At 70.4% G+C, this 19,437-nt stretch carries 14 protein-coding genes; 10 read left to right on the top strand and 4 right to left on the bottom strand.

All coding sequences use genetic code 11. From position 1 onward, the window contains the following. Positions 1 to 3 precede the first annotated feature (3 nt). From ACZ3TS_RS13245 to ACZ3TS_RS13210, 8 genes are all read left to right on the top strand, one after another. Positions 4 to 2,736, top strand: a complete 2,733-nt coding sequence (locus ACZ3TS_RS13245) for a DNA translocase FtsK (protein WP_467616922.1) — start codon at positions 4 to 6, stop codon at positions 2,734 to 2,736. Between the two features lie 291 nt (positions 2,737 to 3,027). After that, entirely contained in the window at positions 3,028 to 3,897 is an 870-nt protein-coding gene (locus ACZ3TS_RS13240; RefSeq protein ID WP_467616919.1) for a helix-turn-helix domain-containing protein, read from the top strand. Positions 3,898 to 4,017: 120 nt separating this feature from the next. Next, complete coding sequence (gene rimO, locus ACZ3TS_RS13235; protein ID WP_467616917.1) at positions 4,018 to 5,490, top strand: 30S ribosomal protein S12 methylthiotransferase RimO; 1,473 nt, start codon at positions 4,018 to 4,020, stop codon at positions 5,488 to 5,490. Beyond that, a complete protein-coding gene (gene pgsA, locus ACZ3TS_RS13230; RefSeq protein ID WP_467616915.1) occupies positions 5,487 to 6,299 on the top strand; it encodes a CDP-diacylglycerol--glycerol-3-phosphate 3-phosphatidyltransferase in 813 nt (270 codons plus the stop codon). Before rimO ends, pgsA begins: the two co-directional genes overlap by 4 nt. Beyond that, a complete protein-coding gene (locus ACZ3TS_RS13225; RefSeq protein ID WP_467616913.1) occupies positions 6,296 to 6,841 on the top strand; it encodes a CinA family protein in 546 nt (181 codons plus the stop codon). Before pgsA ends, ACZ3TS_RS13225 begins: the two co-directional genes overlap by 4 nt. 109 nt (positions 6,842 to 6,950) lie before the next feature. Beyond that, the gene (locus ACZ3TS_RS13220) at positions 6,951 to 7,328 is read left to right on the top strand and encodes a helix-turn-helix domain-containing protein (RefSeq protein WP_467616911.1); all 378 of its coding nucleotides are present in this window, start codon (positions 6,951 to 6,953) and stop codon (positions 7,326 to 7,328) included. Positions 7,329 to 7,571: 243 nt separating this feature from the next. Next, positions 7,572 to 8,042 carry a Dps family protein gene (locus ACZ3TS_RS13215; RefSeq protein WP_467616945.1) on the top strand — a complete coding sequence of 157 codons (471 nt, stop codon included), beginning with the start codon at positions 7,572 to 7,574 and terminating at the stop codon, positions 8,040 to 8,042. A gap of 189 nt (positions 8,043 to 8,231) precedes the next feature. Continuing rightward, entirely contained in the window at positions 8,232 to 8,495 is a 264-nt protein-coding gene (locus ACZ3TS_RS13210) for a hypothetical protein (RefSeq protein ID WP_467616908.1), read from the top strand. Between the two features lie 115 nt (positions 8,496 to 8,610). On the opposite strand, the gene ACZ3TS_RS13205 is transcribed toward ACZ3TS_RS13210, so the two are convergent. The 3 genes from ACZ3TS_RS13205 to ACZ3TS_RS13195 all read right to left on the bottom strand — a co-directional run bounded on the left by ACZ3TS_RS13205 (position 8,611) and on the right by ACZ3TS_RS13195 (position 15,357). Then, positions 8,611 to 9,372 carry an SDR family NAD(P)-dependent oxidoreductase gene (locus ACZ3TS_RS13205; protein ID WP_467616906.1) on the bottom strand — a complete coding sequence of 254 codons (762 nt, stop codon included), beginning with the start codon at positions 9,370 to 9,372 and terminating at the stop codon, positions 8,611 to 8,613. A 33-nt stretch (positions 9,373 to 9,405) separates the two neighbouring features. Then, positions 9,406 to 10,245 (bottom strand): Fpg/Nei family DNA glycosylase, encoded by an 840-nt coding sequence (locus ACZ3TS_RS13200; protein ID WP_467616904.1) that lies wholly within the window; start codon positions 10,243 to 10,245, stop codon positions 9,406 to 9,408. A 123-nt stretch (positions 10,246 to 10,368) separates the two neighbouring features. Continuing rightward, on the bottom strand, positions 10,369 to 15,357 hold the full coding sequence (locus ACZ3TS_RS13195) for an ATP-dependent helicase (protein ID WP_467616902.1): 4,989 nt from the start codon (positions 15,355 to 15,357) through the stop codon (positions 10,369 to 10,371). A gap of 161 nt (positions 15,358 to 15,518) precedes the next feature. On the opposite strand from ACZ3TS_RS13195, the gene ACZ3TS_RS13190 reads away from it, so the two are divergent. Further along, positions 15,519 to 16,430, top strand: coding sequence for a DUF4231 domain-containing protein (locus tag ACZ3TS_RS13190; RefSeq protein WP_467616899.1), 912 nt, complete (start codon positions 15,519 to 15,521; stop codon positions 16,428 to 16,430). Positions 16,431 to 16,523: 93 nt separating this feature from the next. Continuing rightward, positions 16,524 to 18,416, top strand: a complete 1,893-nt coding sequence (locus tag ACZ3TS_RS13185; protein WP_467616897.1) for a TIR domain-containing protein — start codon at positions 16,524 to 16,526, stop codon at positions 18,414 to 18,416. On the opposite strand, the gene ACZ3TS_RS13180 is transcribed toward ACZ3TS_RS13185, so the two are convergent. Then, a complete protein-coding gene (locus ACZ3TS_RS13180) occupies positions 18,389 to 19,375 on the bottom strand; it encodes a hypothetical protein (RefSeq protein ID WP_467616895.1) in 987 nt (328 codons plus the stop codon). The two genes, ACZ3TS_RS13185 and ACZ3TS_RS13180, sit on opposite strands and share 28 nt — an antisense overlap. Positions 19,376 to 19,437: the final 62 nt, after the last annotated feature.

Raw genomic sequence — 19,437 nt, 5'->3', positions numbered from 1 at the left:
CGCGTGTCCCCTGTCGTCTCCACCGGTAACCTCACACCCATGGCCCCACGTCCCGCAGCCAAGAAGTCGCCCGCGAAGAAGGCGGCCGCTCCGAGGAAGGCTCCGGCGAAGCAGGCCCCCGCGAAGAAAGCCGCCGCGAAGAAGGCGCCCGCGAGGAAGGCTGCGGCGAAGAAGCCCGCCCCGACGCCGGCGCCCAACCCGACCGCGGGCGTGTACAGACTCGTACGCGCCCTGTGGCTCGGGCTCGCGCACGCCGTCGGAGCGATGTTCCGCGGCATAGGGCGGGGCGCGAAGGGGCTCGACCCGGCGCACCGCAAGGACGGCCTCGCGCTCCTGCTGCTCGGTCTCTCGCTGATCGTCGCCGCGGGCACCTGGGCCAATCTGCGCGGTCCCGTCGGCGACCTCGTCGAGATGCTGGTGACCGGCGCCTTCGGCCGTCTCGACCTGCTCGTGCCGATACTGCTCGGCGCGATCGCCGTGCGCCTGATCCTCCACCCGGAGCGGCCGGAGGCCAACGGCCGCATCGTCATCGGTCTGTCCGCCCTCGTCGTCGGCGTGCTGGGCCAGGTGCACATCGCCTGTGGCGAGCCCGCGCGCAGCGACGGCATGCAGGCGATAAGGGACGCCGGCGGGCTCATCGGCTGGGCTGCGGCCACCCCGCTGACGTACACCATGGGGGACGCCCTCGCCGTACCGCTGCTGGTCCTGCTCACCTTCTTCGGTCTGCTCGTCGTCACCGCCACGCCCGTCACCGCCATCCCGCAGCGACTGCGGCTGCTCGGCGTGAAGCTCGGGATCGTGCACGAACCCGAGGACGACGTCCGCACCGAGGACGACGAGCGCTACGACGACCAGTGGCGTGAGGCGCTGCCCCGCTCCCGGCGGCGTGGGTCCGCCGCGGAGGCGTACGACACGGACGGAGCCGAGCAGGAGGCGCTCTCCCGGCGCCGCGGCCGTCCCCGCCGCCCCTCCGTGCAGCCCGCCATGGGCCGGGAGATGGACGCCGTGGACGTCGCGGCGGCCGCGGCGGCCGCCCTGGACGGCGCCGTGCTGCACGGTATGCCGCCGTCCTCCGTCGTCGCGGACCTCACCCAGGGGGTGAGCGTGGGCGACCGCGTGGAGGCGACACCGACGCCCGTGCCGGCCGCGCGCCCCCAGCAGGAGAAGCTCCCGGTCGAGTCCGTGGTGCCCGACCTGACCAAGTCGGCACCTCAGGAGCCCCGCGATCTCCCGCCGCGCGCCGAGCAGCTCCAGCTCTCCGGGGACATCACCTACTCCCTGCCTTCCCTGGACCTCCTCGAGCGCGGCGGCCCCGGCAAGGCGCGCAGCGCCGCCAACGATGCCGTGGTCGCCTCGCTCACGAACGTCTTCACCGAGTTCAAGGTGGACGCGGCCGTCACCGGCTTCACCCGCGGCCCGACGGTCACCCGGTACGAGGTCGAGCTCGGCCCCGCCGTGAAGGTCGAGCGGATCACCGCGCTGACCAAGAACATCGCGTACGCCGTCGCCAGCCCCGACGTTCGGATCATCAGCCCGATCCCAGGGAAGTCCGCGGTCGGCATCGAGATCCCGAACACCGACCGCGAGATGGTCAACCTCGGGGACGTGCTCCGGCTGGCGGAGGCCGCCGAGGACGACCATCCGATGCTGGTCGCGCTCGGCAAGGACGTCGAGGGCGGCTACGTGATGGCGAACATCGCGAAGATGCCGCACGTGCTCGTCGCCGGCGCCACCGGATCCGGCAAGTCGTCCTGCATCAACTGCCTGATCACCTCGGTCATGATGCGCGCGACCCCGGAGGACGTGCGCATGGTCCTGGTCGACCCCAAGCGCGTCGAGCTGACCGCGTACGAGGGCATCCCGCACCTGATCACGCCGATCATCACCAACCCGAAGCGGGCCGCCGAGGCGCTCCAGTGGGTCGTACGGGAGATGGATCTGCGGTACGACGATCTGGCGGCGTACGGCTTCAGGCACATCGACGACTTCAACCAGGCCATCAGGAACGGCAAGGTCAAGGCGCCCGAAGGCAGCGAACGCGAACTGCAGCCGTACCCCTACCTGCTGGTGATCGTCGACGAGCTGGCCGATCTGATGATGGTCGCGCCGCGCGACGTCGAGGACGCGATCGTGCGCATCACGCAGCTCGCGCGCGCGGCCGGCATCCACCTGGTGCTCGCCACGCAGCGGCCGTCCGTGGACGTCGTGACCGGTCTGATCAAGGCGAACGTGCCTTCCCGGCTCGCCTTCGCCACCTCGTCCCTCGCCGACTCGCGCGTCATCCTCGACCAGCCCGGCGCCGAGAAGCTGATCGGCAAGGGCGACGGGCTCTTCCTCCCGATGGGCGCGAACAAGCCGACCCGTATGCAGGGCGCGTTCGTGACCGAGGAAGAGGTCGCGGCGGTCGTGCAGCACTGCAAGGACCAGATGGCGCCCGTCTTCCGGGAGGACGTCACGGTCGGCACCAAGCAGAAGAAGGAGATCGACGAGGACATCGGCGACGACCTCGACCTGTTGTGCCAGGCGGCCGAACTGGTCGTCTCCACGCAGTTCGGATCCACCTCGATGCTCCAGCGCAAGCTGCGCGTCGGCTTCGCCAAGGCGGGACGGCTGATGGACCTCATGGAGTCGAGGAACATCGTCGGTCCCAGCGAGGGTTCCAAGGCACGTGATGTTCTTGTGAAACCTGACGAGCTGGACGGCGTGCTCGCCCTGATCCGTGGGGAGTCTCCCTAGAGATTCGGATGGTCCCGGTTCGCCGTACGAGTGGGTCGCCCGAGCGTGTCCGACCGCGTCCGAGGCAGGCCTCGGCCTCTCGACCGTGACCCACTCGTAAGTGATCCGTGAGCAACCGTTTCCCTCCGGCATACGTCAAGTTGAGGGAGGGGGCAGGTATATGTCCCACCATCAGGATGACCGGCCATTCTGATGGCCTACAAAGTCATACCGCCCGGTTGCCCCACCCTTTCGTACCCCCCCTAGACTGAACTTCCAGCACAGGTGGCTGAACGCTCGAAAGGCGCCCCCGTGTCCATCGGCAACTCCCCTGACGGCAACTCCCCTGAGGACGCACGCCCGTTCGAAGAAGATCGCGAAGACGCCAGTGCGTCGGAACGCCCTTCGATCGGCCGAGCCCTGCAGCAGGCGCGCATCGCGGCCGGGCTGACCGTCGACGACGTCAGCAGCGCCACCCGGGTCCGTGCCCCCATCGTGCAGGCGATCGAACAGGACGACTTCGCCCCCTGTGGCGGTGATGTCTACGCCCGGGGCCACATTCGCACGCTCGCGCGCGCGGTGCATCTCGACCCGGCCCCGCTGCTCGAACAGTACGCCGCCGAGCACGGCGGGCGGCCCGCACCGACCCCGGCGTCCCCGCTCTTCGATGCGGAACGTATCCGCCCCGAGCGGCGCGGGCCCAACTGGACGGCGGCCATGGTCGCTGCGATCGTCGCGGTGATCGGCTTCGTCGGGTTCACGGTGATCAAGGGCACCGACAGCGGTGACGGCACCAAGACTCAGGTCGCCGAGGGCTCCACGCCGCACACCAGCAAGCCGGCCTCGCCGACGCCCAAGAGCAGCAAGTCGGCCGACCAGAAGCCCGAGCCGACCGAGAGCGCCATCGCGGCCGCGCCCCGGGACAAGGTGACCGTCCAGGTGAGCGCCGTCGACGGCCGCAGCTGGATCTCCGCCAAGGACCACAACGGCCAGACCCTCTTCGACGGACTGCTCAAGAAGGGCGACTCGCAGACCTTCCAGGACAAGGAGAAGATCGACCTGGTCCTCGGTGACGCGGGCGCGATCGAGCTGTACGTGAACGGCAAGAAGATCCAGGACTCCTTCCAGCCCGGTCAGGTCGAGCGCCTGACCTACACGAAGGGCGACCCCGTCACGGGCTGACGCGGGCCCGCCGGACCATGAGGTGCCCGAGCACTGAAGGCACACGGACACACGGGGTTGGCCAAGATCGGCCAACCCCGTCGACGTGGGCTGTCAGCGGGACGAAGTAGTCTTGAGCCCATGCCTGAACGCCGTACCGTCGCACTCGTCACCCTTGGCTGCGCCCGTAACGAGGTGGACTCGGAGGAGCTCGCAGGCCGTTTGGAGGCGGACGGCTGGCAGCTCGTGGAGGACGCCGAGGACGCCGACGTCGCCGTCGTGAACACCTGTGGCTTCGTGGAGGCCGCGAAGAAGGACTCCGTCGACGCCCTGCTGGAGGCCAACGACCTCAAGGGACACGGTAGAACGCAGGCCGTCGTGGCGGTGGGCTGCATGGCCGAGCGGTACGGCAAGGAGCTCGCCGAGGCCCTACCCGAGGCAGACGGCGTGCTTGGCTTCGACGACTACGCGAACATCTCGGACCGCCTCCAGACCATCCTGAACGGCGGCATCCACGCCTCGCACACCCCGCGCGACCGGCGGAACCTGCTACCGATCAGTCCGGTGGAGCGGCAGGAGTCGGCCGCTTCGGTCGCGTTGCCCGGACACGGTCCTGTGGATCTTCCGGAGGGGCTCGCTCCGGCCTCCGGTCCCCGTGCGCCGCTGCGCCGCCGCCTGGACGGCTCCCCGGTCGCCTCGGTGAAGCTGGCCTCCGGATGCGACCGGCGCTGCTCCTTCTGCGCCATCCCGTCCTTCCGTGGCTCCTTCATCTCGCGTCGCCCGAGCGACGTGCTGAACGAGACGCGCTGGCTGGCCGAGCAGGGTGTGAAGGAGATCATGCTGGTCTCCGAGAACAACACCTCGTACGGCAAGGATCTCGGCGACATCCGCCTCCTGGAGTCCCTGCTGCCCGAGCTCGCCGAGGTGGACGGCATCGAGCGGGTCCGCGTCAGCTACCTCCAGCCCGCCGAGATGCGGCCCGGGCTCATCGACGTGCTGACCTCGACCCCCAAGGTCGCCTCCTACTTCGACCTGTCTTTCCAGCACTCGGCACCCGACGTGCTGCGCGCGATGCGGCGCTTCGGTGACACCGACCGCTTCCTGGAGCTGCTGGACACCATCCGGAGCAAGGCGCCGGAGGCCGGCGTGCGCTCCAACTTCATCGTGGGCTTCCCCGGCGAGACCGAGGCCGACCTGGCCGAGCTCGAACGCTTCCTGAACAGTGCGCGGCTGGACGCCATCGGCGTCTTCGGCTACTCCGACGAGGAGGGCACGGAAGCAGCTACCTACGACGACAAGCTCCACGAGGACGTGGTCGCCGAGCGGCTGGCCCATGTCTCCCGCCTGGCCGAGGAGCTGGTGTCGCAGCGCGCCGAGGAGCGCGTCGGCGAGACCGTACACGTGCTCGTGGAGTCTGTGGCCGAGGAGGAGGGCGCGTACGGCCGCGCCGCGCACCAGGCTCCCGAGACGGACGGCCAGGTGCTGTTCACGAGGGGCGAGGGCCTTCGTGTGGGCCGTATGGTCGAGGCGAAGGTGGTCGGTACGGAAGGCGTCGATCTGGTGGCCGAGCCGCTTGCGGGCTCGCTCGAGCGTCCTGAGGAGGCGGGCAGATGACCGGAATCCCGGCATCCGCGGCGGGCGGCTCCTCCGGTGCGCGCGGGGCGGCGTCCGCGCCGGGCGGCTCCGGAACGGCGGGCATCTCCGGCGGCAAGGCGGGCAAGGGCCCGTCCGGGGTCGCGGTCGGCAAGGGGGACGTGGACACCCAGGACGGCCAGGACGGCCAGGACGGCTCGCGGTCGGCTCGGGGCGGCAAGCTGACGGCCGCCGTGGTCAACCAGGCCAGCGTCTGGAACGTCGCCAACCTGCTCACGATGCTCCGCCTGGTCCTCGTGCCCGGCTTCGTCGCGCTGATGCTGGCGGGCGGCGGATACGACCCGGCTTGGCGCTCGTTCGCCTGGGCGGCCTTCGCCGTCGCCATGATCACCGATCTGTTCGACGGCCACCTGGCGCGCACCTACAACCTCGTCACCGACTTCGGGAAGATCGCCGACCCCATCGCGGACAAGGCGATCATGGGTGCGGCGCTGATCTGCCTGTCCTGGCTCGGCGACCTGCCGTGGTGGGTGACGGGAGTGATCCTCGGCCGCGAGCTCGGCATCACCCTGCTGCGCTTCCTGGTGATCCGCTACGGCGTGATCCCGGCGAGCCGCGGCGGCAAGCTGAAGACGCTGACCCAGGGCGTGGCCGTCGGCATGTACGTCCTGGCGCTCACGGGATGGCTCGCGACCCTGAGGTTCTGGGTGATGGCCGTGGCGATCGTCCTGACCGTCGTGACCGGACTCGACTATGTGAGACAGGCCATCGTGCTGCGCAGGCGCGGAATCGCCGAGCGCCGAGCCGCGGCGGAGGAGGCGGAAGGGTGAATCCCCTGGCCACCGAAGTGGTGCGGCTACTCACCGTGAGGGGCGAGACGCTCGCTGTCGCGGAGTCGCTGACCGGTGGTCTGGTGGCCGCGGAGATCACGGCGGCGCCGGGGGCCTCCAAGGTCTTCCGCGGCTCCGTGACCGCGTACGCCACCGATGTGAAGCGGGATGTCCTCGGGGTCGACGGCACCCTTCTGGACGCGCGCGGGGCGGTGGATCCGCAGGTCGCAGCTCAGATGGCGGCCGGCGTGCGCAAGGTGCTCGGCGCCGACTGGGGGTTGGCGACGACCGGTGTGGCCGGGCCCGAACCCCAGGACGGGAAGCCGGTCGGCACGGTTTTCGTGGCCGTGCACCGGCCGTTCGAAGGTGTTTCCGGCGAACTTGATGGCGGGAAAGTGGCCGCGCTGCGGTTGAACGGCGACCGCGCGGAAATCCGTATGGAGAGCGTACGGAGCGTGCTCGCACTGCTTCTTGAGGGGCTTGCGGGCGAACAGACTGGGAATGAGCGGGCACAGGATACGGAACAGAACGGGGGGACTTGATGTTTGCAGCCCTTAGTGAACACAACAGCGCTCCCCGCACGGCCGCGGCGCAAGGCGGTACGGTGGGGCGTGAAGGATGCGGTTTCGCGGTCCGAGGAGGGAGCCACCGATGATTCTGCTCCGTCGCCTGCTGGGTGACGTGCTGCGTCGGCAGCGCCAGCGCCAGGGCCGTACTCTGCGCGAAGTCTCCTCGTCCGCCCGAGTCTCGCTCGGCTATCTCTCCGAGGTGGAGCGGGGGCAGAAGGAGGCGTCCTCCGAACTGCTCTCCGCGATCTGCGACGCGCTGGACGTACGGATGTCCGAGCTCATGCGGGAAGTGAGCGACGAGCTCGCGCTCGCCGAGCTGGCACAGTCGGCGGCGGCACCCGAGCCGGTGCCCGCACCGGTGCGTCGCCCGATGTTGAACTCCGTGTCCGTCACCGGTGTCCCACCGGAACGGGTCACGATCAAGGCGCCCGCCGACGCAGTGGACGTGGTCGCCGCCTGATCCTCACACGCGTGGGCGGGTGAGGCGGTGGCGTGTGCGAGAGCCCCGGCCGGGGCCGCTCCGGGAGACCGGAGGGGCGCGGTCGGGGCTCAAGTGCGTCCGGGGCCGCCACCCGGCGCGCGGTGACCGGCCCGGTGGCCGGGCCGGTCCCGTTTGCCGGTCCCGTTTGCCGGGCCCGGGTGGTGCGGTCATGGTGGAAGGGCGGGGGGCTCGGGTCCATTCAAACCCATGCGGAGGAAGCCGATGTACGTCGTGAAGAGCCCGCTGTCCGACACGGACCTCAAGACGGTCTCCGAGGCGCTGCAGGGAGCCCTGGTCGATCTGGTGGACCTCTCCCTTGTGGCGAAGCAGGTCCACTGGAACGTGATCGGACCGCGTTTCCGCTCCATTCACCTGCAACTCGATGAAGTCGTCGACAGCGCACGGCGTCACTCCGACACGGTGGCGGAACGGGCCTCGGCGCTCGGGGTGCCGCCGGACGGGCGCGCCCCGACGGTCGCCAAGGGCAGCGGCATCGGTTCCGTGCCGCAGGGCTGGGTCAAGGACACGGACGCGGTCGGCACGCTCGTCTCGGCGCTGGGCGCGGTGATCGCGTGCATGCGGGAGCGGGTGGAGGCGACCGCAGAGGCGGATCCGGTGAGCCAGGACATCTTCATCGGCATCACCGCGGACCTCGAGAAGCACCACTGGATGTTCCAGGCGGAGAACGGGTGAGCGCGGGGCACCGCGAGGCTCCGTGCCCGGTTGGGACCGGTGGTAGGGAGGGTGTGCGCGGGGTGCGCCGCGTGCGACGGATGCCGGCGGTATGCGCTGGGTCCGGTGCGCCTGTGTGCCGCTGGTGCGCCCTCCCTGGCGGTGACGGGCCGGTCTAGGGTCTGGTTCCTCGGGTTGGAGGTGACGACCATGGCGGGGCGCGCAGCGCGCTGGGGGGTGGCGCTCGCGCTGGGTGCGCTGTGGTGGTGGGGGGTGCTCCGACTCGTGCTGGCACCCGACGCCGGGGTGCTGGAGGGGGCGGTCGCGATCGGGGGGTGGGGGCTGAGCCTGCTGCCGGTGCACTGTGTGCCGAAGGCCCGGGCCGAGGGGGCGGTCGGGTCGGATCAGTGGGCCCGGTCCTGGCAGCGGTGGCGAACCGCGTGGGGGCGCGGGAGGGGCGCGCACCCTGAGTGAGGGGCGGGGCACAGGGGGGAGCGGTGGGGACCGAGAGGATCGCTTCCAGGGGTGTTCAGGGGACCCCTGGGAGCGGTCGGCGGCCGGCCCTGCCACGCCTCGCCCCTCAAGGGGATCACCAGGGCATGGCCACGCCGCCGTTCGGGCGGAGGATCTGACCCGTGGTGAAGGACGCGGCATCGGAGGCCAGGTACAGCACCGCGTGCGCGATGTCCTCCGGTTCGCCGACCCGGCCCAGCGGTGACAGCCGGGCCATGAGCGCCTCCGTCTGTGCCTGGGTCTCCCCGTGCCGGTCGGTCATCGGTGTTCGGATCCACCCCGGTGCCACCGCGTTGACCCGGATGCCGTGCCGCCCGACCTCGGTCGCCAGGGTCTTCGTCAGCTGCACCACGGCCGCCTTCGCCGCGCCGTAGCAGAGCAGCTCCGGACCGCCGGTGTCGACCGCGCCCGACGCCATCGTGACGATGCTGCCGCGGGTGCCGTCCGCGATCATGCGGAGGGCCGCCTCCTGGCAGGCGTGCAGCACACCCTTGAAGTTGACGGCCAGCACCCGGTCGAGGTCCTCGTCCCGCGTCTCCAGCACCGGGCTGCTGTGCATGATCCCGGCGACGGCAGCCATGGCGTCGAGGCGTTCGCAGGACGCGACCGCCTGCTTGAGCTGGGCCCGGTCGGTCACGTCGAGATGGTGGGTGTGGGCCGTGCCGCCGCGGTCCTTGATCAGGGTCGCCGTCTCATGCAGCCCGTGCGCGTCGCGGTCCGCGCAGTGCACGGTCGCGCCGGCCTCCGCGAACAGGACGGCCGAGGCGCGGCCGATACCGCTGGCGGCGCCGGTGACGAAGACGGTGCGTCCGCTGAGGTCGTACGCCGTGACGGGCATGACAACGACGGTACGAGGATATCTGACGGGTCGTCAATCAGTCGTGCGGGTGCGGCTGCTGCTGTGGTGGTGGGCCCGTCCCGGGGCCGGGCCCCACTGGCAGGCCGGGCACCAGTAGGTGGGGCGCTCGCGGGAGCCGTCGCCCTGGTCGGCCACCCGGACCGGGGTGCCGCAGCGCAGACAGGGGCGGGGCGCGCGCCCGTACACGAAGAGGTTCTGCTCGCGCCGTCCCGTGGTGTTGCGGGCGGGGCGGTCGCGGTTGGCCTCCAGCAGCCTTTTGGCGAGGACGGGGAGGCGGGCGGCCTGCTCGGCCGGCAGGTCGCCGACGGGAAGCCACGGGGTCGCCCGGAGCAGAAAGCACAGCTCGCTTTTGTAGACATTGCCGACGCCGGCCAGGTTGCGCTGGTCGAGGAGGGCCTCGCCGAGGGGGCGGGCGGGATCGCTCAGCAGGTTCTCCAGCGCCCTGTCGGGGTCCCAGTCGGGGCCCAACAGGTCGGGGCCGAGGTGGCCCACGGCGCGGTGCTCGTCGGCGGTGCGGAGCAGTTCCAGGACGGGCAGGCGGTAGCCGACGGCCGTGTCCTCGGCGGTGCCGAGGATCGCCCGGATCTGGTGGGCGGGACCGCCGCTCCAGCGCTGTCCCGGCGCGTAGATCTTCCAGGCGCCGTCCATCTTCAGGTGCGAGTGCAGTGTGAGGCCGCCCTCGACACGCGTGAGGAGGTGCTTGCCGCGCGGGGTGACGTCCAGGACGGTACGACCGGTGAGGTCGGCCGTGGCGTACTTGGGCACCCGGAGGTCGGAGCGGGTCAGCACCTTTCCCGCGAGTGCCGTGTGCAGACGCTTCGCGGCTTGGTGGACGGTGTCGCCTTCGGGCATGCGTCAAGGGTGACACGTCGCTGCCGCCACACGGCTGGGCGGGACGGCCGCATGCAGGGCGAGTGCCGCGCCGCCGTGGGCGGCCGCACCAGGGCGAGCGCCACCCGCCTTGGTGCCGGAAGCTCATGCGCGGATCCGCAGCCCCCGCGGGGTCGCTATGAAGCCTGCTCCTTCCAGGAGGACGCCGAACGGGGACGAAAGGGAAGCGGCGCCGTTGACCCGCTCCACCGTGACCGTGCCGAGCGAGCCGGCGCGAGCGGCCGTCCCGAGGGCCTCGACGCCGGCGCGCAGCCGGGTGTCCTCCGTGACCTTGGCCTCCGGGTCGGAGGGCCAGGCCAGCAAGGTCTTGCCGCCCCGCTCCATGTACAGCGTCAGCTCGCCGTCGACCAGCACCACCAGCGAACCCGCCTTGCGCCCCGGCTTGTGCCCCGCACCCGTCGGCGGCTCGGGCCACGGAAGCGCCGCTCCGTAGGCGTTCGCGGGGTCGGCGGCCGCCAGGACCACGGTCCGGGCCGGGCCGGTGGAGTGGCGGGCGCGGTGGGGCGGCAGACCCGGACGATGCTGTCCGTGAGGTGAGCCGGAGCCTGGTTCCCCGGGGGAGAAACCGGAGCCGGCGCGTGGGCCTCCGAAACCTGGGGCCGACAGCGCGTCCGGTGCTACCGGGCCCTGATCGAAGGCGTCGCGGAAAACGTCGTCGAACGGGTCTTCCGTGCCGTCGTGGACGTCGGTGACGGATGCGGCGCCCGAGCCGTCGAAGGAGCCGTGCTCGGTGCTGTCAGCCCCGGTGGAGTCGAACGGACGTGCGGGGCTCCCCGAGAAGCCATTCGGGAAGCCGTTCCCGGCACCGGGTCCCGTCCTCGGACCGGGCAGCGCCTCGCCCCGCTCGCGTGCGTTCGCCACCGCGCGCAGCCGGTCCACCGCGCCGTCCATCGCGAACTGCGCCGCGCCGAGTCCCTCGACCACATAGCCGCGCCGGGCCTGTCCGCTCTCCTCGAAGGCGGACAGGACGCGGTACACGGCCGAGAAGCCGCCCTCCACGCCCTCCGCGCCCACCGCGCCGCGGGTCACCACGCCGTGCCGGTCCAGCAGCGTCCGGGCCAGGGCGTGGGCGCGGACGGTGGTGTCGGCCTCGCGGGCGGGCAGCAGCGACCAGCGGCCTGCCACGGTCGGCGGGCCCGTACGGGACTGGGGGCGGGCGGCAGCCGTCAGCGAGCCGTACCGTCCGCGCGGCACCGCGCGCTTGGCGCGGTGGGCCGTGGCACCCGCGGTGCGGCCCGAGCCGAGCAGTGACCGCATCGGTGCGAGCGTGTCGTTCGTCAGCCGTCCCGACCAGGCCAGGTCCCAGACCGCGTCGGCCAACTGGGGATCCGTGACGTCCGGGTGAGTCGTGGCGCGGACCTGGTCGGCGATCTGGCGGAAGAACAGGCCGTAACCGCCCGAGAGGGCGTCCAGGACCGACTGGTGGAGCGCGGTCAGTTCCAGAGGGTGCGGAGCGGTCAGCAGCAGGGGCGCCGCGTCCGCCAGGTACAGGGAGATCCACCCGTCCTTGCCGGGCAGCGCCCCCGCGCCCGCCCACACCACCTCGCCGGCGGCCGTGAGTTCGTCCAGCATCCCGGGCGTGTAGTTCGCGACGCGGGACGGCAGGACGAGTTTCTCCAGCGCGGACGCGGGCACGGACGCACCCTGCAACTGCTCGATCGCACGCATCAGGCCGTCGACGCCCCGCAGTCCGTGCCCGCTGCCGAGGTGCTGCCACTGAGGCAGGAACTGCGCCAGCGCGGCCGGAGACACCGGCTCCAGCTCGTGCCGCAGCGCCGCCAGGGAGCGGCGCCTGAGTCTGCGCAGCACCGCCGCGTCGCACCACTCCTGGCCGATCCCCGCCGGATGGAACTCTCCCTGGACGATCCGGCCGGACGCCGCCAGCCGTTGCAGAGCGCCCTCGGTCACCGCGACCCCGAGACCGAACCGCGCGGCGGCCGTCGCCGAGGTGAACGGGCCGTGCGTACGCGCGTACCGCGCGAGGAGGTCGCCGAGCGGGTCCTTGACCGGCTCGGTGAAAGCCTCCGGCACGCCCACCGGGAGGGCTGTGCCCAGCGCGTCGCGCAGTCGGCCCGCGTCCTCCACCGCCGCCCAGTGGTCGGTGCCCGCGATGCGGACCTTGATCGAGCGGCGGGCGGCGGCGAGCTCCTGGACCCACTGCGGCTCGGCCCCCCGCTCCACCAGCTCGGCCTCGGTGAGCGGGCCCAGCAGCCGCAGCACGTCCGCGACCCCCTCGACGTCCTTGACCCGCCGGTCCTCGGTGAGCCACTGCAGCTCGCGCTCCAGCTCGGTCAGCACCTCGGCGTCGAGCAGCTCGCGCAGCTCCGCCTGACCCAGCAGCTCGGCCAGCAGCCGGGAGTCCAGCGACAGCGCGGCGGCACGCCGCTCGGCGAGCGGCGAGTCCCCCTCGTAGAGGAACTGCGCGACATATCCGAACAGGAGCGAGCGGGCGAAGGGGGACGGCTCCGGGGTGGTGACCTCGACGAGCCGTACCTTGCGGGACTCGATGTCGCCCATCAGCTCGACGAGACCGGGGACGTCGAAGACGTCCTGAAGGCATTCGCGGACCGCCTCCAGGACGATCGGGAAGGAGCCGAACTCGCTCGCCACCTGCAGCAGCTGGGCCGCGCGCTGACGCTGCTGCCACAGCGGGGTGCGCCTGCCGGGGTTGCGGCGCGGCAACAGCAGCGCGCGGGCCGCGCACTCCCGGAACCGCGACGCGAACAGCGCCGAGCCGCCGACCTGGTCGGTGACGATCTGGTCGACCTCGCCCTTTTCGAAGGCGACGTCCGCCGCGCCGACGGGTGCCTGCTCGGCGTCGTACTCCGTGCCCGCCTTGACCGGCTCCTGGTCGAGCAGATCGAGGCCCATCAGGTCGGCGTCCGGCAGGCGCAGCACGATGCCGTCGTCGGCGTGCATGACCTGGGCGTCCATGCCGTAGCGCTCGGCCAGCCGGGCGCCAAGCGCGAGGGCCCAGGGGGCGTGGACCTGGGCGCCGAAGGGGGAGTGCACCACGACCCGCCAGTCACCCAGCTCGTCGCGGAACCGCTCGACGACGATCGTGCGGTCGTCCGGGACGTGGCCGCAGGCCTCGCGCTGCTCGTCCAGATACGACAGCACGTTGTCCGCGGCCCATGCGTCGAGCCCCGCGGCCAGCAGCCGCAGCCGCGCGTCCTCCTTGGGAAGCGATCCGACCTCGCGCAGGAAAGCGCCCACCGCGCGCCCCAGCTCCAGCGGACGGCCCAGCTGGTCGCCCTTCCAGAAGGGCAGCCGACCGGGGACGCCGGGTGCGGGGGAGACCAGCACCCGGTCGCGCGTGATGTCCTCGATCCGCCAGGAGCTGGTGCCCAGCGTGAACACATCCCCGACCCGGGACTCGTAGACCATCTCCTCGTCCAGCTCGCCGACCCGGCCGCCGCCCTTCTTGGGGTCGGCACCGGCCAGGAAGACACCGAAGAGCCCGCGGTCCGGGATCGTGCCCCCGGAGGTGACGGCGAGGCGCTGCGCGCCCGGGCGGCCCGTGATCGTGCCCGCGACCCGGTCCCACACCACGCGCGGACGCAGCTCCGCGAAGGCGTCGGAGGGATAGCGGCCCGCGAGCATGTCCAGCACCGCCGTGAACGCCGACTCGGGCAGCGAGGCGAAGGGGGCCGCCCGGCGGACCGTGGTGAGGAGGTCGTCGAACTGCCAGGTGTCGAGCGCCGTCATGGCGACGAGCTGCTGTGCGAGCACGTCCAGCGGGTTCGCCGGAACCCTCAGTGCCTCGATGGAGCCGGTGCGCATCCGCTCGGTGACCACGGCGGACTGGACGAGATCGCCGCGGTACTTGGGGAAGACCACGCCCGTGGAGACGGCACCGACCTGGTGGCCGGCGCGGCCCACACGCTGCAGCCCGGAGGCCACCGACGGCGGCGACTCCACCTGGACGACGAGGTCCACCGCGCCCATGTCGATGCCCAGCTCGAGGCTGGAGGTGGCGACCACGGCGGGCAGCCGGCCCGCCTTGAGGTCCTCCTCGACCAGGGCGCGCTGCTCCTTGGAGACCGAGCCGTGGTGGGCGCGGGCGAGCACTGGGGGCGCACCCTGGGCCGCTCCCGAGCCGCCCATCAGCTGGGCGGGAGCGTGGTGCTCTTCCAGCGTCTCGCCGGTGGCCCTCTCGTAGGCGATCTCATTGAGCCGGTTGCACAGCCGCTCCGCGAGACGGCGGGAGTTGGCGAAAACGATCGTGGAGCGATGCGCCTGGACCAGGTCGGCGATCCGCTCCTCGACATGCGGCCAGATGGACGGGCGCTCCGCGCCCGTGCCGCCCTCGGTGACAGGGGAGCCGCCGAGCTCGCCCAGGTCCTCGACGGGGACGACGACGGAGAGGTCGAACTCCTTGCCGGACTTCGGCTGGACGATCTCCACCTTGCGGCGCGGGGAGAGGAAGCGGGCCACCTCGTCCACCGGGCGCACGGTGGCGGACAGGCCGATGCGCCGCGCGGGCTTGGGCAGCAGCTCGTCGAGCCGCTCCAGGGAGAGCGCAAGATGCGCGCCCCGCTTGGTGCCCGCCACCGCGTGCACCTCGTCCAGAATCACCGTCTCCACGCCCGTCAGCGCGTCGCGCGTGGCCGATGTCAGCATCAGGAACAGCGACTCGGGGGTGGTGATCAGGATGTCCGGCGGGCGCGTGGCCAGGGCGCGCCGCTCGGCGGCCGGGGTGTCGCCGGAGCGGATGCCCACCTTCACCTCCGGCTCGGGCAGTCCGAGCCGCACCGATTCCTGGCGGATGCCCGTGAGGGGACTGCGCAGATTCCGCTCCACGTCGACCGCGAGGGCCTTCAGCGGGGACACGTACAGCACCCGGCAGCGCTTCTTGGGGTCGGCGGGCGGCGGGGTGGACGCCAGGTGGTCGAGGGCGGCGAGGAACGCGGCCAGCGTCTTGCCGGAGCCGGTCGGGGCGACCACCAGCACGTCCGAACCCTCGGCGATGGCGCGCCATGCCCCGGCCTGGGCCGCGGTGGGCGCGGAGAACGCCCCCGTGAACCAGCCGCGGGTCGCGGGGGAGAAAACGTCGAGAGGTGTCCCGGTCATGGTCTCCATCGTGCACCGGACCACTGACAAGCGGATGCGAACCTTCGACGGGACGGCGTAGCCGGACCCCGGGGCTGGGGCAGGCCGAGCATCCCGGCTTTCCGACTGCAGGTGGAATCCCGGCATCGTGGGCAGCCTTGCGGTGAGCAACTCGTGTTGTCATGATCCTGCTCATGCCGGAAAGGGCGAGTGACCTGGTTCTGACCGACGAAGATCTTCCTCCGATGTTCCGCTCGGCCGACACGGCTTCAATGGCCGGGCAGAGGAACACCATTGCATGGTCCGCTCTGCAACTCGCTCTCCTGATCGTGGGCGCCGTGCTGGGTGGTTTCGACATCCGGGCCGGCGGGCTCGACCTGGGGGCCCTGACGGCAGCGGTGTCCCTCGCCGCGTCGTTGATACCTGCACTCTGGCTCGCCGTCGGCAATCCGCAGCGCACCTGGTACCGCGGGCGGGCGGCCGCCGAGTCCGTGCGTACCCTCGCCTGGAAGTTCGCCGTGCGGGCTGCGCCCTTCGCGGGGCCCGACCAGTCGGCGGAGAGCCGGCTGCTGCAGGACATGGCGGCCATCCGGCGGGATCTGGGGGACGTGGGGTGGCTGGCCGGTGCCGGTGGTCCGGGCGAGATCACGGACAGGATGCGCCGGCTGCGTCAGCAGCCGCTGGACATACGCCAGCAGGCGTATGTCCAGGGCCGGCTGGTGGCAGAGCACAGCTGGTACTCCCGGAAAGCGGTGACGTACACCCGGAGCGGATATCTGTGGACCGCGTTGTCGGTCACTGCGACCGCTGTGGGCCTGGTCGGCGGCTTCTTGCGGGCTGTCGGTGTGATCGACTACGACGGCCTCGGCAGTGCGTCCGCGGTGGCTGCGGCGGCCACCACATGGATGCAGCTCAAGCAGTTCCGGCCGCTCGCCGCGGCGTACACGCTTACCGCCCGCGAGCTCCTTGTGGTCAGGGCCGGCATGGAGACGCTGTCGGCGGACGAAGCGGAATGGGCGCGTCGGTGCAGTGAGGCCGAAGATGCCATCTCCCGGGAACACACTATGTGGTTGGCGCGCAGAAGTGCGAGCTGAGCAGCGCCTTCCGGCCTGGGATCGGGTACTACCGGATCGTTCTGTGACGTTGCTAGAGTCGCGGTGTCTTCGTGTGCGGGCAGAGGGGTGAGGATGCGGGTATTCATCTCGTACAGTCACGTCAACAGGTCGTATGCGGAACGTGTAATGCGCCAGTTGAAATCCGCCCGCTTCGACGTCATCGTGGACCGCGATGCGCTCCACGTCGGTCAGGAATGGCGCGCCGAACTGCTTCGCCTCATCAGGTCTTCCCAGGCCATTCTGGTGATTCTCACCGAGGCTGCGCGTACGTCTGAGGAAGTCACCTCGGAATGGGCCTACGCTCTCGGCTTGGACATCCCGGTCTTCCCGCTTCGCTTCGAGGTCACGTCGCGCCAGTCGAGGCTCGATCACCTGCACAGCTTCGATTTCCAGCGGCATTCGGCCCCCTGGGGAGACCTGATCAACACACTCAACTCTCTACCGACAGCCCCTCGTGAATTCACCGAGGGGCTCGAGGTGGTACAGATCGCCGCTCATCAGATCCGAGAGAATCTGGCTTTTCAGAACAACCAGTGTTTCCGTCACATCGTGAGTCACTCGCTCCGCGAGATGGGCAGCCAGCTCGAGCGGCTCAGCGAGGGATCGCAGTACATGGTGCCCGCCGCCCAGTATCCGTTCTATCTGCTGTCGGCGCAGAGCACCATGCACGCTCGAGTCAAGGCGCTCGCTCTGGTCGACCAGGAGGAGCTGTTTTGGCAGCAGGGGGTGGGCCGGGAGATCAATGAGACGGCCCACCCGGAGAGTGTTCGCGTCTTCGCCTTCACTGCCGACGGTGATTTCCACCGGATGTTCGAGACCCTGCTCTACTATGCGACGGTGTACCGGGTATACGTCATCAGTTATGAGCACCTGGTGGCGAAATTCGGTGGGTTCACCAAGGATTTCTCGATCATTGAAGTGGATGGGGATCGGGTTCTGGGCAGCTATTCCGGTTCGGCCGGAGACAAGGTCATTCGCTTCTCTGCCGACATCAATGAAATTGTTGACCACGAACGGGTGTTCGACAACATAGTCGCGGCGTCGTGTCCGATCGACGCAGAGGATCGTGGCCAAGTCGCGGCGATGAGCCAGCGAATCTTCAAGGACTGGAAACTTTCTCCGCTCATGCTCAAGACCGCAGAGATGTCCCTCTACATCGCAATCGACGACTATGACGAATTCGAGGAGCGGCACGCATACTACGTCGACATGATGGCGGAGATGCTGAAGGTGTTCCGCGGTCGGCGTCGTGACGGATATTCCGGATCCGAGCGGCCTTGCAAAGTCCTTGAGTTGGGTGCCGGTACGGGCATCTTCACGCGGCGTCTGGCTTCCGAGCCGAAAGTCGACTGCACCGCGGTCGAGATCGACTTCGCTTGCAGCAACAAGCTGGAGCGGAATTTGCGCGGATATCCGAACGCCGTCGCCATGAACGCGGACAGTCGCACGTACATTGCTGATGATGCCGGTGAGCGCTATCAGTTCATTTTCTCATCGTTTGCGGATCACCACATCAAGCCGGACGATAAAAGTCGCTACTTCAACAATATCAAGCAGAATCTTGCTCCCGGTGGCCGGATCATCGTCGGTGATGAATTCCTGCCCGAACACGATCCCGAGGACACCGACGCGTGGCGTGCGGCCCTGCACAGCTACCACGGGCACATCATCGATTATTCGGCTGCCTGCGCGGACCGGCATGAGGAACGGGGTGAGGTCGAAGAGGCCCATGCACACCGGGAGTTGATTCAGTTGGAGACCGCTGCCCTGCAGTCCGGTCTGGCCAAGCAGGGCGATTTCAAGGTGTCCCGCTCACAGTACGAGCAGATCCTGCGAGGGCAGGGTTTCCAGTTCCGATCGAAGAAGATCGGTCCACTCGACGACGACTCGGTGGGCGGGATCTACGTGTACGAAATGTGGCTGCGGGAGCCCCATTCCTACTCCCGGCCGCCCCTTGATTCCTGAGTGGTCGGCGCCTGCTGTTCCAGCGGGCGCCCGTATGCCCGCAGCGTTCGCAACGCCTCGATCGTCACGATGGGACGCGCCTCGAGCGCCGCACCCGGAGTCCACTGGCGCCACCGGACCGGCCAGCCGCCGTCCTTCTGCTGCTCGGCGGCGAGGTAGTCCAGGGCGCGTGTCATCTCCTCGTCGGTGAACCACGCGCGCGCGAGGGAGTCCGGAGTACGCGCGAAGTCGTAAGCGAAGTGGTGCTCGCCCGGCGCGTACCCGGGCGCGACCGGGGACGCCTCCGGATGATCCGGATCCAGAAGGGCGAGCCGCTGTTCGCGCACCAGGCGGCCCAGACGGTCGGCGACCGCCTCCGCGCGCGAGCGGTCGGGAGCCGAGTCCAGGAACGCCACGGCCGCCTCGATCTCGTACGGATGCGACTTCTCCAGGGACTCGACCGCCTGCCAGCAGAAGTCGGTGGCCCGGAACAGCCATGCGTGCCACACCTCGTTGCGGTGCAGCAGGCCCACCACAGGACCCGTGGCGAGGAGGTCGCTCGGCGGGGCGTCCACGATCGGTACGAAGGGGGCCGCCGGATAGCCGCGCTGGCTGGGACGGACCGCCGGAAGGGCACCGTCCGGCGTCGACACGGCGGTCAGATAGCGGCATACACGCTCCACCCGCTGCCCGCCGCAGCGCCCGATCGAGTCCAGGACGCGCAGCGCGTGAGCGGTGTGCAGAGGCTGGCTGACGGGGCCGCGCAGATCGGGTTCCAGGGCGTGACCGTACCCCTCGTCCTCGTTGCGATACGCGGCCAGGGCGGTCTCCACCGGGTCGGCGCCACCGTCGAGGAAGTGATACGCGAAGCGGCGCTGCTCCAGTACGCGCGCGGTCAGCCAGACGAAGTGCTCGGCGCGGGACAGCGGGGAGCGCGCCGGGGGCGTCGGGGGGAGTGGGGATGCTCCGGATTCGGCCATGGTTCAGACCGTAGGACGGAAAGCGGTCTCGACAAGCGGTCACGGCCCTGGCCCACTCTCAG

This window comes from Streptomyces sp. NPDC022910, from assembly GCF_055561075.1.
The sequence above is the reverse complement of the archived record's forward strand: the minus strand, read 5'-3'. Positions and strand labels throughout refer to the sequence as shown.

What these genes read in the sequence shown, in the direction of transcription:
- ACZ3TS_RS13180 (WP_467616895.1), bottom strand. Translation starts at nt 19,375, where the DNA reads ATGGCCGAATCCGGAGCATCCCCACTCCCCCCGACGCCCCCGGCGCGC.
- ACZ3TS_RS13215 (WP_467616945.1), top strand. Translation starts at nt 7,572, where the DNA reads ATGTACGTCGTGAAGAGCCCGCTGTCCGACACGGACCTCAAGACGGTC.
- ACZ3TS_RS13200 (WP_467616904.1), bottom strand. Translation starts at nt 10,245, where the DNA reads ATGCCCGAAGGCGACACCGTCCACCAAGCCGCGAAGCGTCTGCACACG.
- ACZ3TS_RS13205 (WP_467616906.1), bottom strand. Translation starts at nt 9,372, where the DNA reads ATGCCCGTCACGGCGTACGACCTCAGCGGACGCACCGTCTTCGTCACC.
- ACZ3TS_RS13190 (WP_467616899.1), top strand. Translation starts at nt 15,519, where the DNA reads ATGATCCTGCTCATGCCGGAAAGGGCGAGTGACCTGGTTCTGACCGAC.
- rimO (WP_467616917.1), top strand. Translation starts at nt 4,018, where the DNA reads ATGCCTGAACGCCGTACCGTCGCACTCGTCACCCTTGGCTGCGCCCGT.
- ACZ3TS_RS13185 (WP_467616897.1), top strand. Translation starts at nt 16,524, where the DNA reads ATGCGGGTATTCATCTCGTACAGTCACGTCAACAGGTCGTATGCGGAA.
- ACZ3TS_RS13210 (WP_467616908.1), top strand. Translation starts at nt 8,232, where the DNA reads ATGGCGGGGCGCGCAGCGCGCTGGGGGGTGGCGCTCGCGCTGGGTGCG.
- pgsA (WP_467616915.1), top strand. Translation starts at nt 5,487, where the DNA reads ATGACCGGAATCCCGGCATCCGCGGCGGGCGGCTCCTCCGGTGCGCGC.
- ACZ3TS_RS13220 (WP_467616911.1), top strand. Translation starts at nt 6,951, where the DNA reads ATGATTCTGCTCCGTCGCCTGCTGGGTGACGTGCTGCGTCGGCAGCGC.
- ACZ3TS_RS13195 (WP_467616902.1), bottom strand. Translation starts at nt 15,357, where the DNA reads ATGACCGGGACACCTCTCGACGTTTTCTCCCCCGCGACCCGCGGCTGG.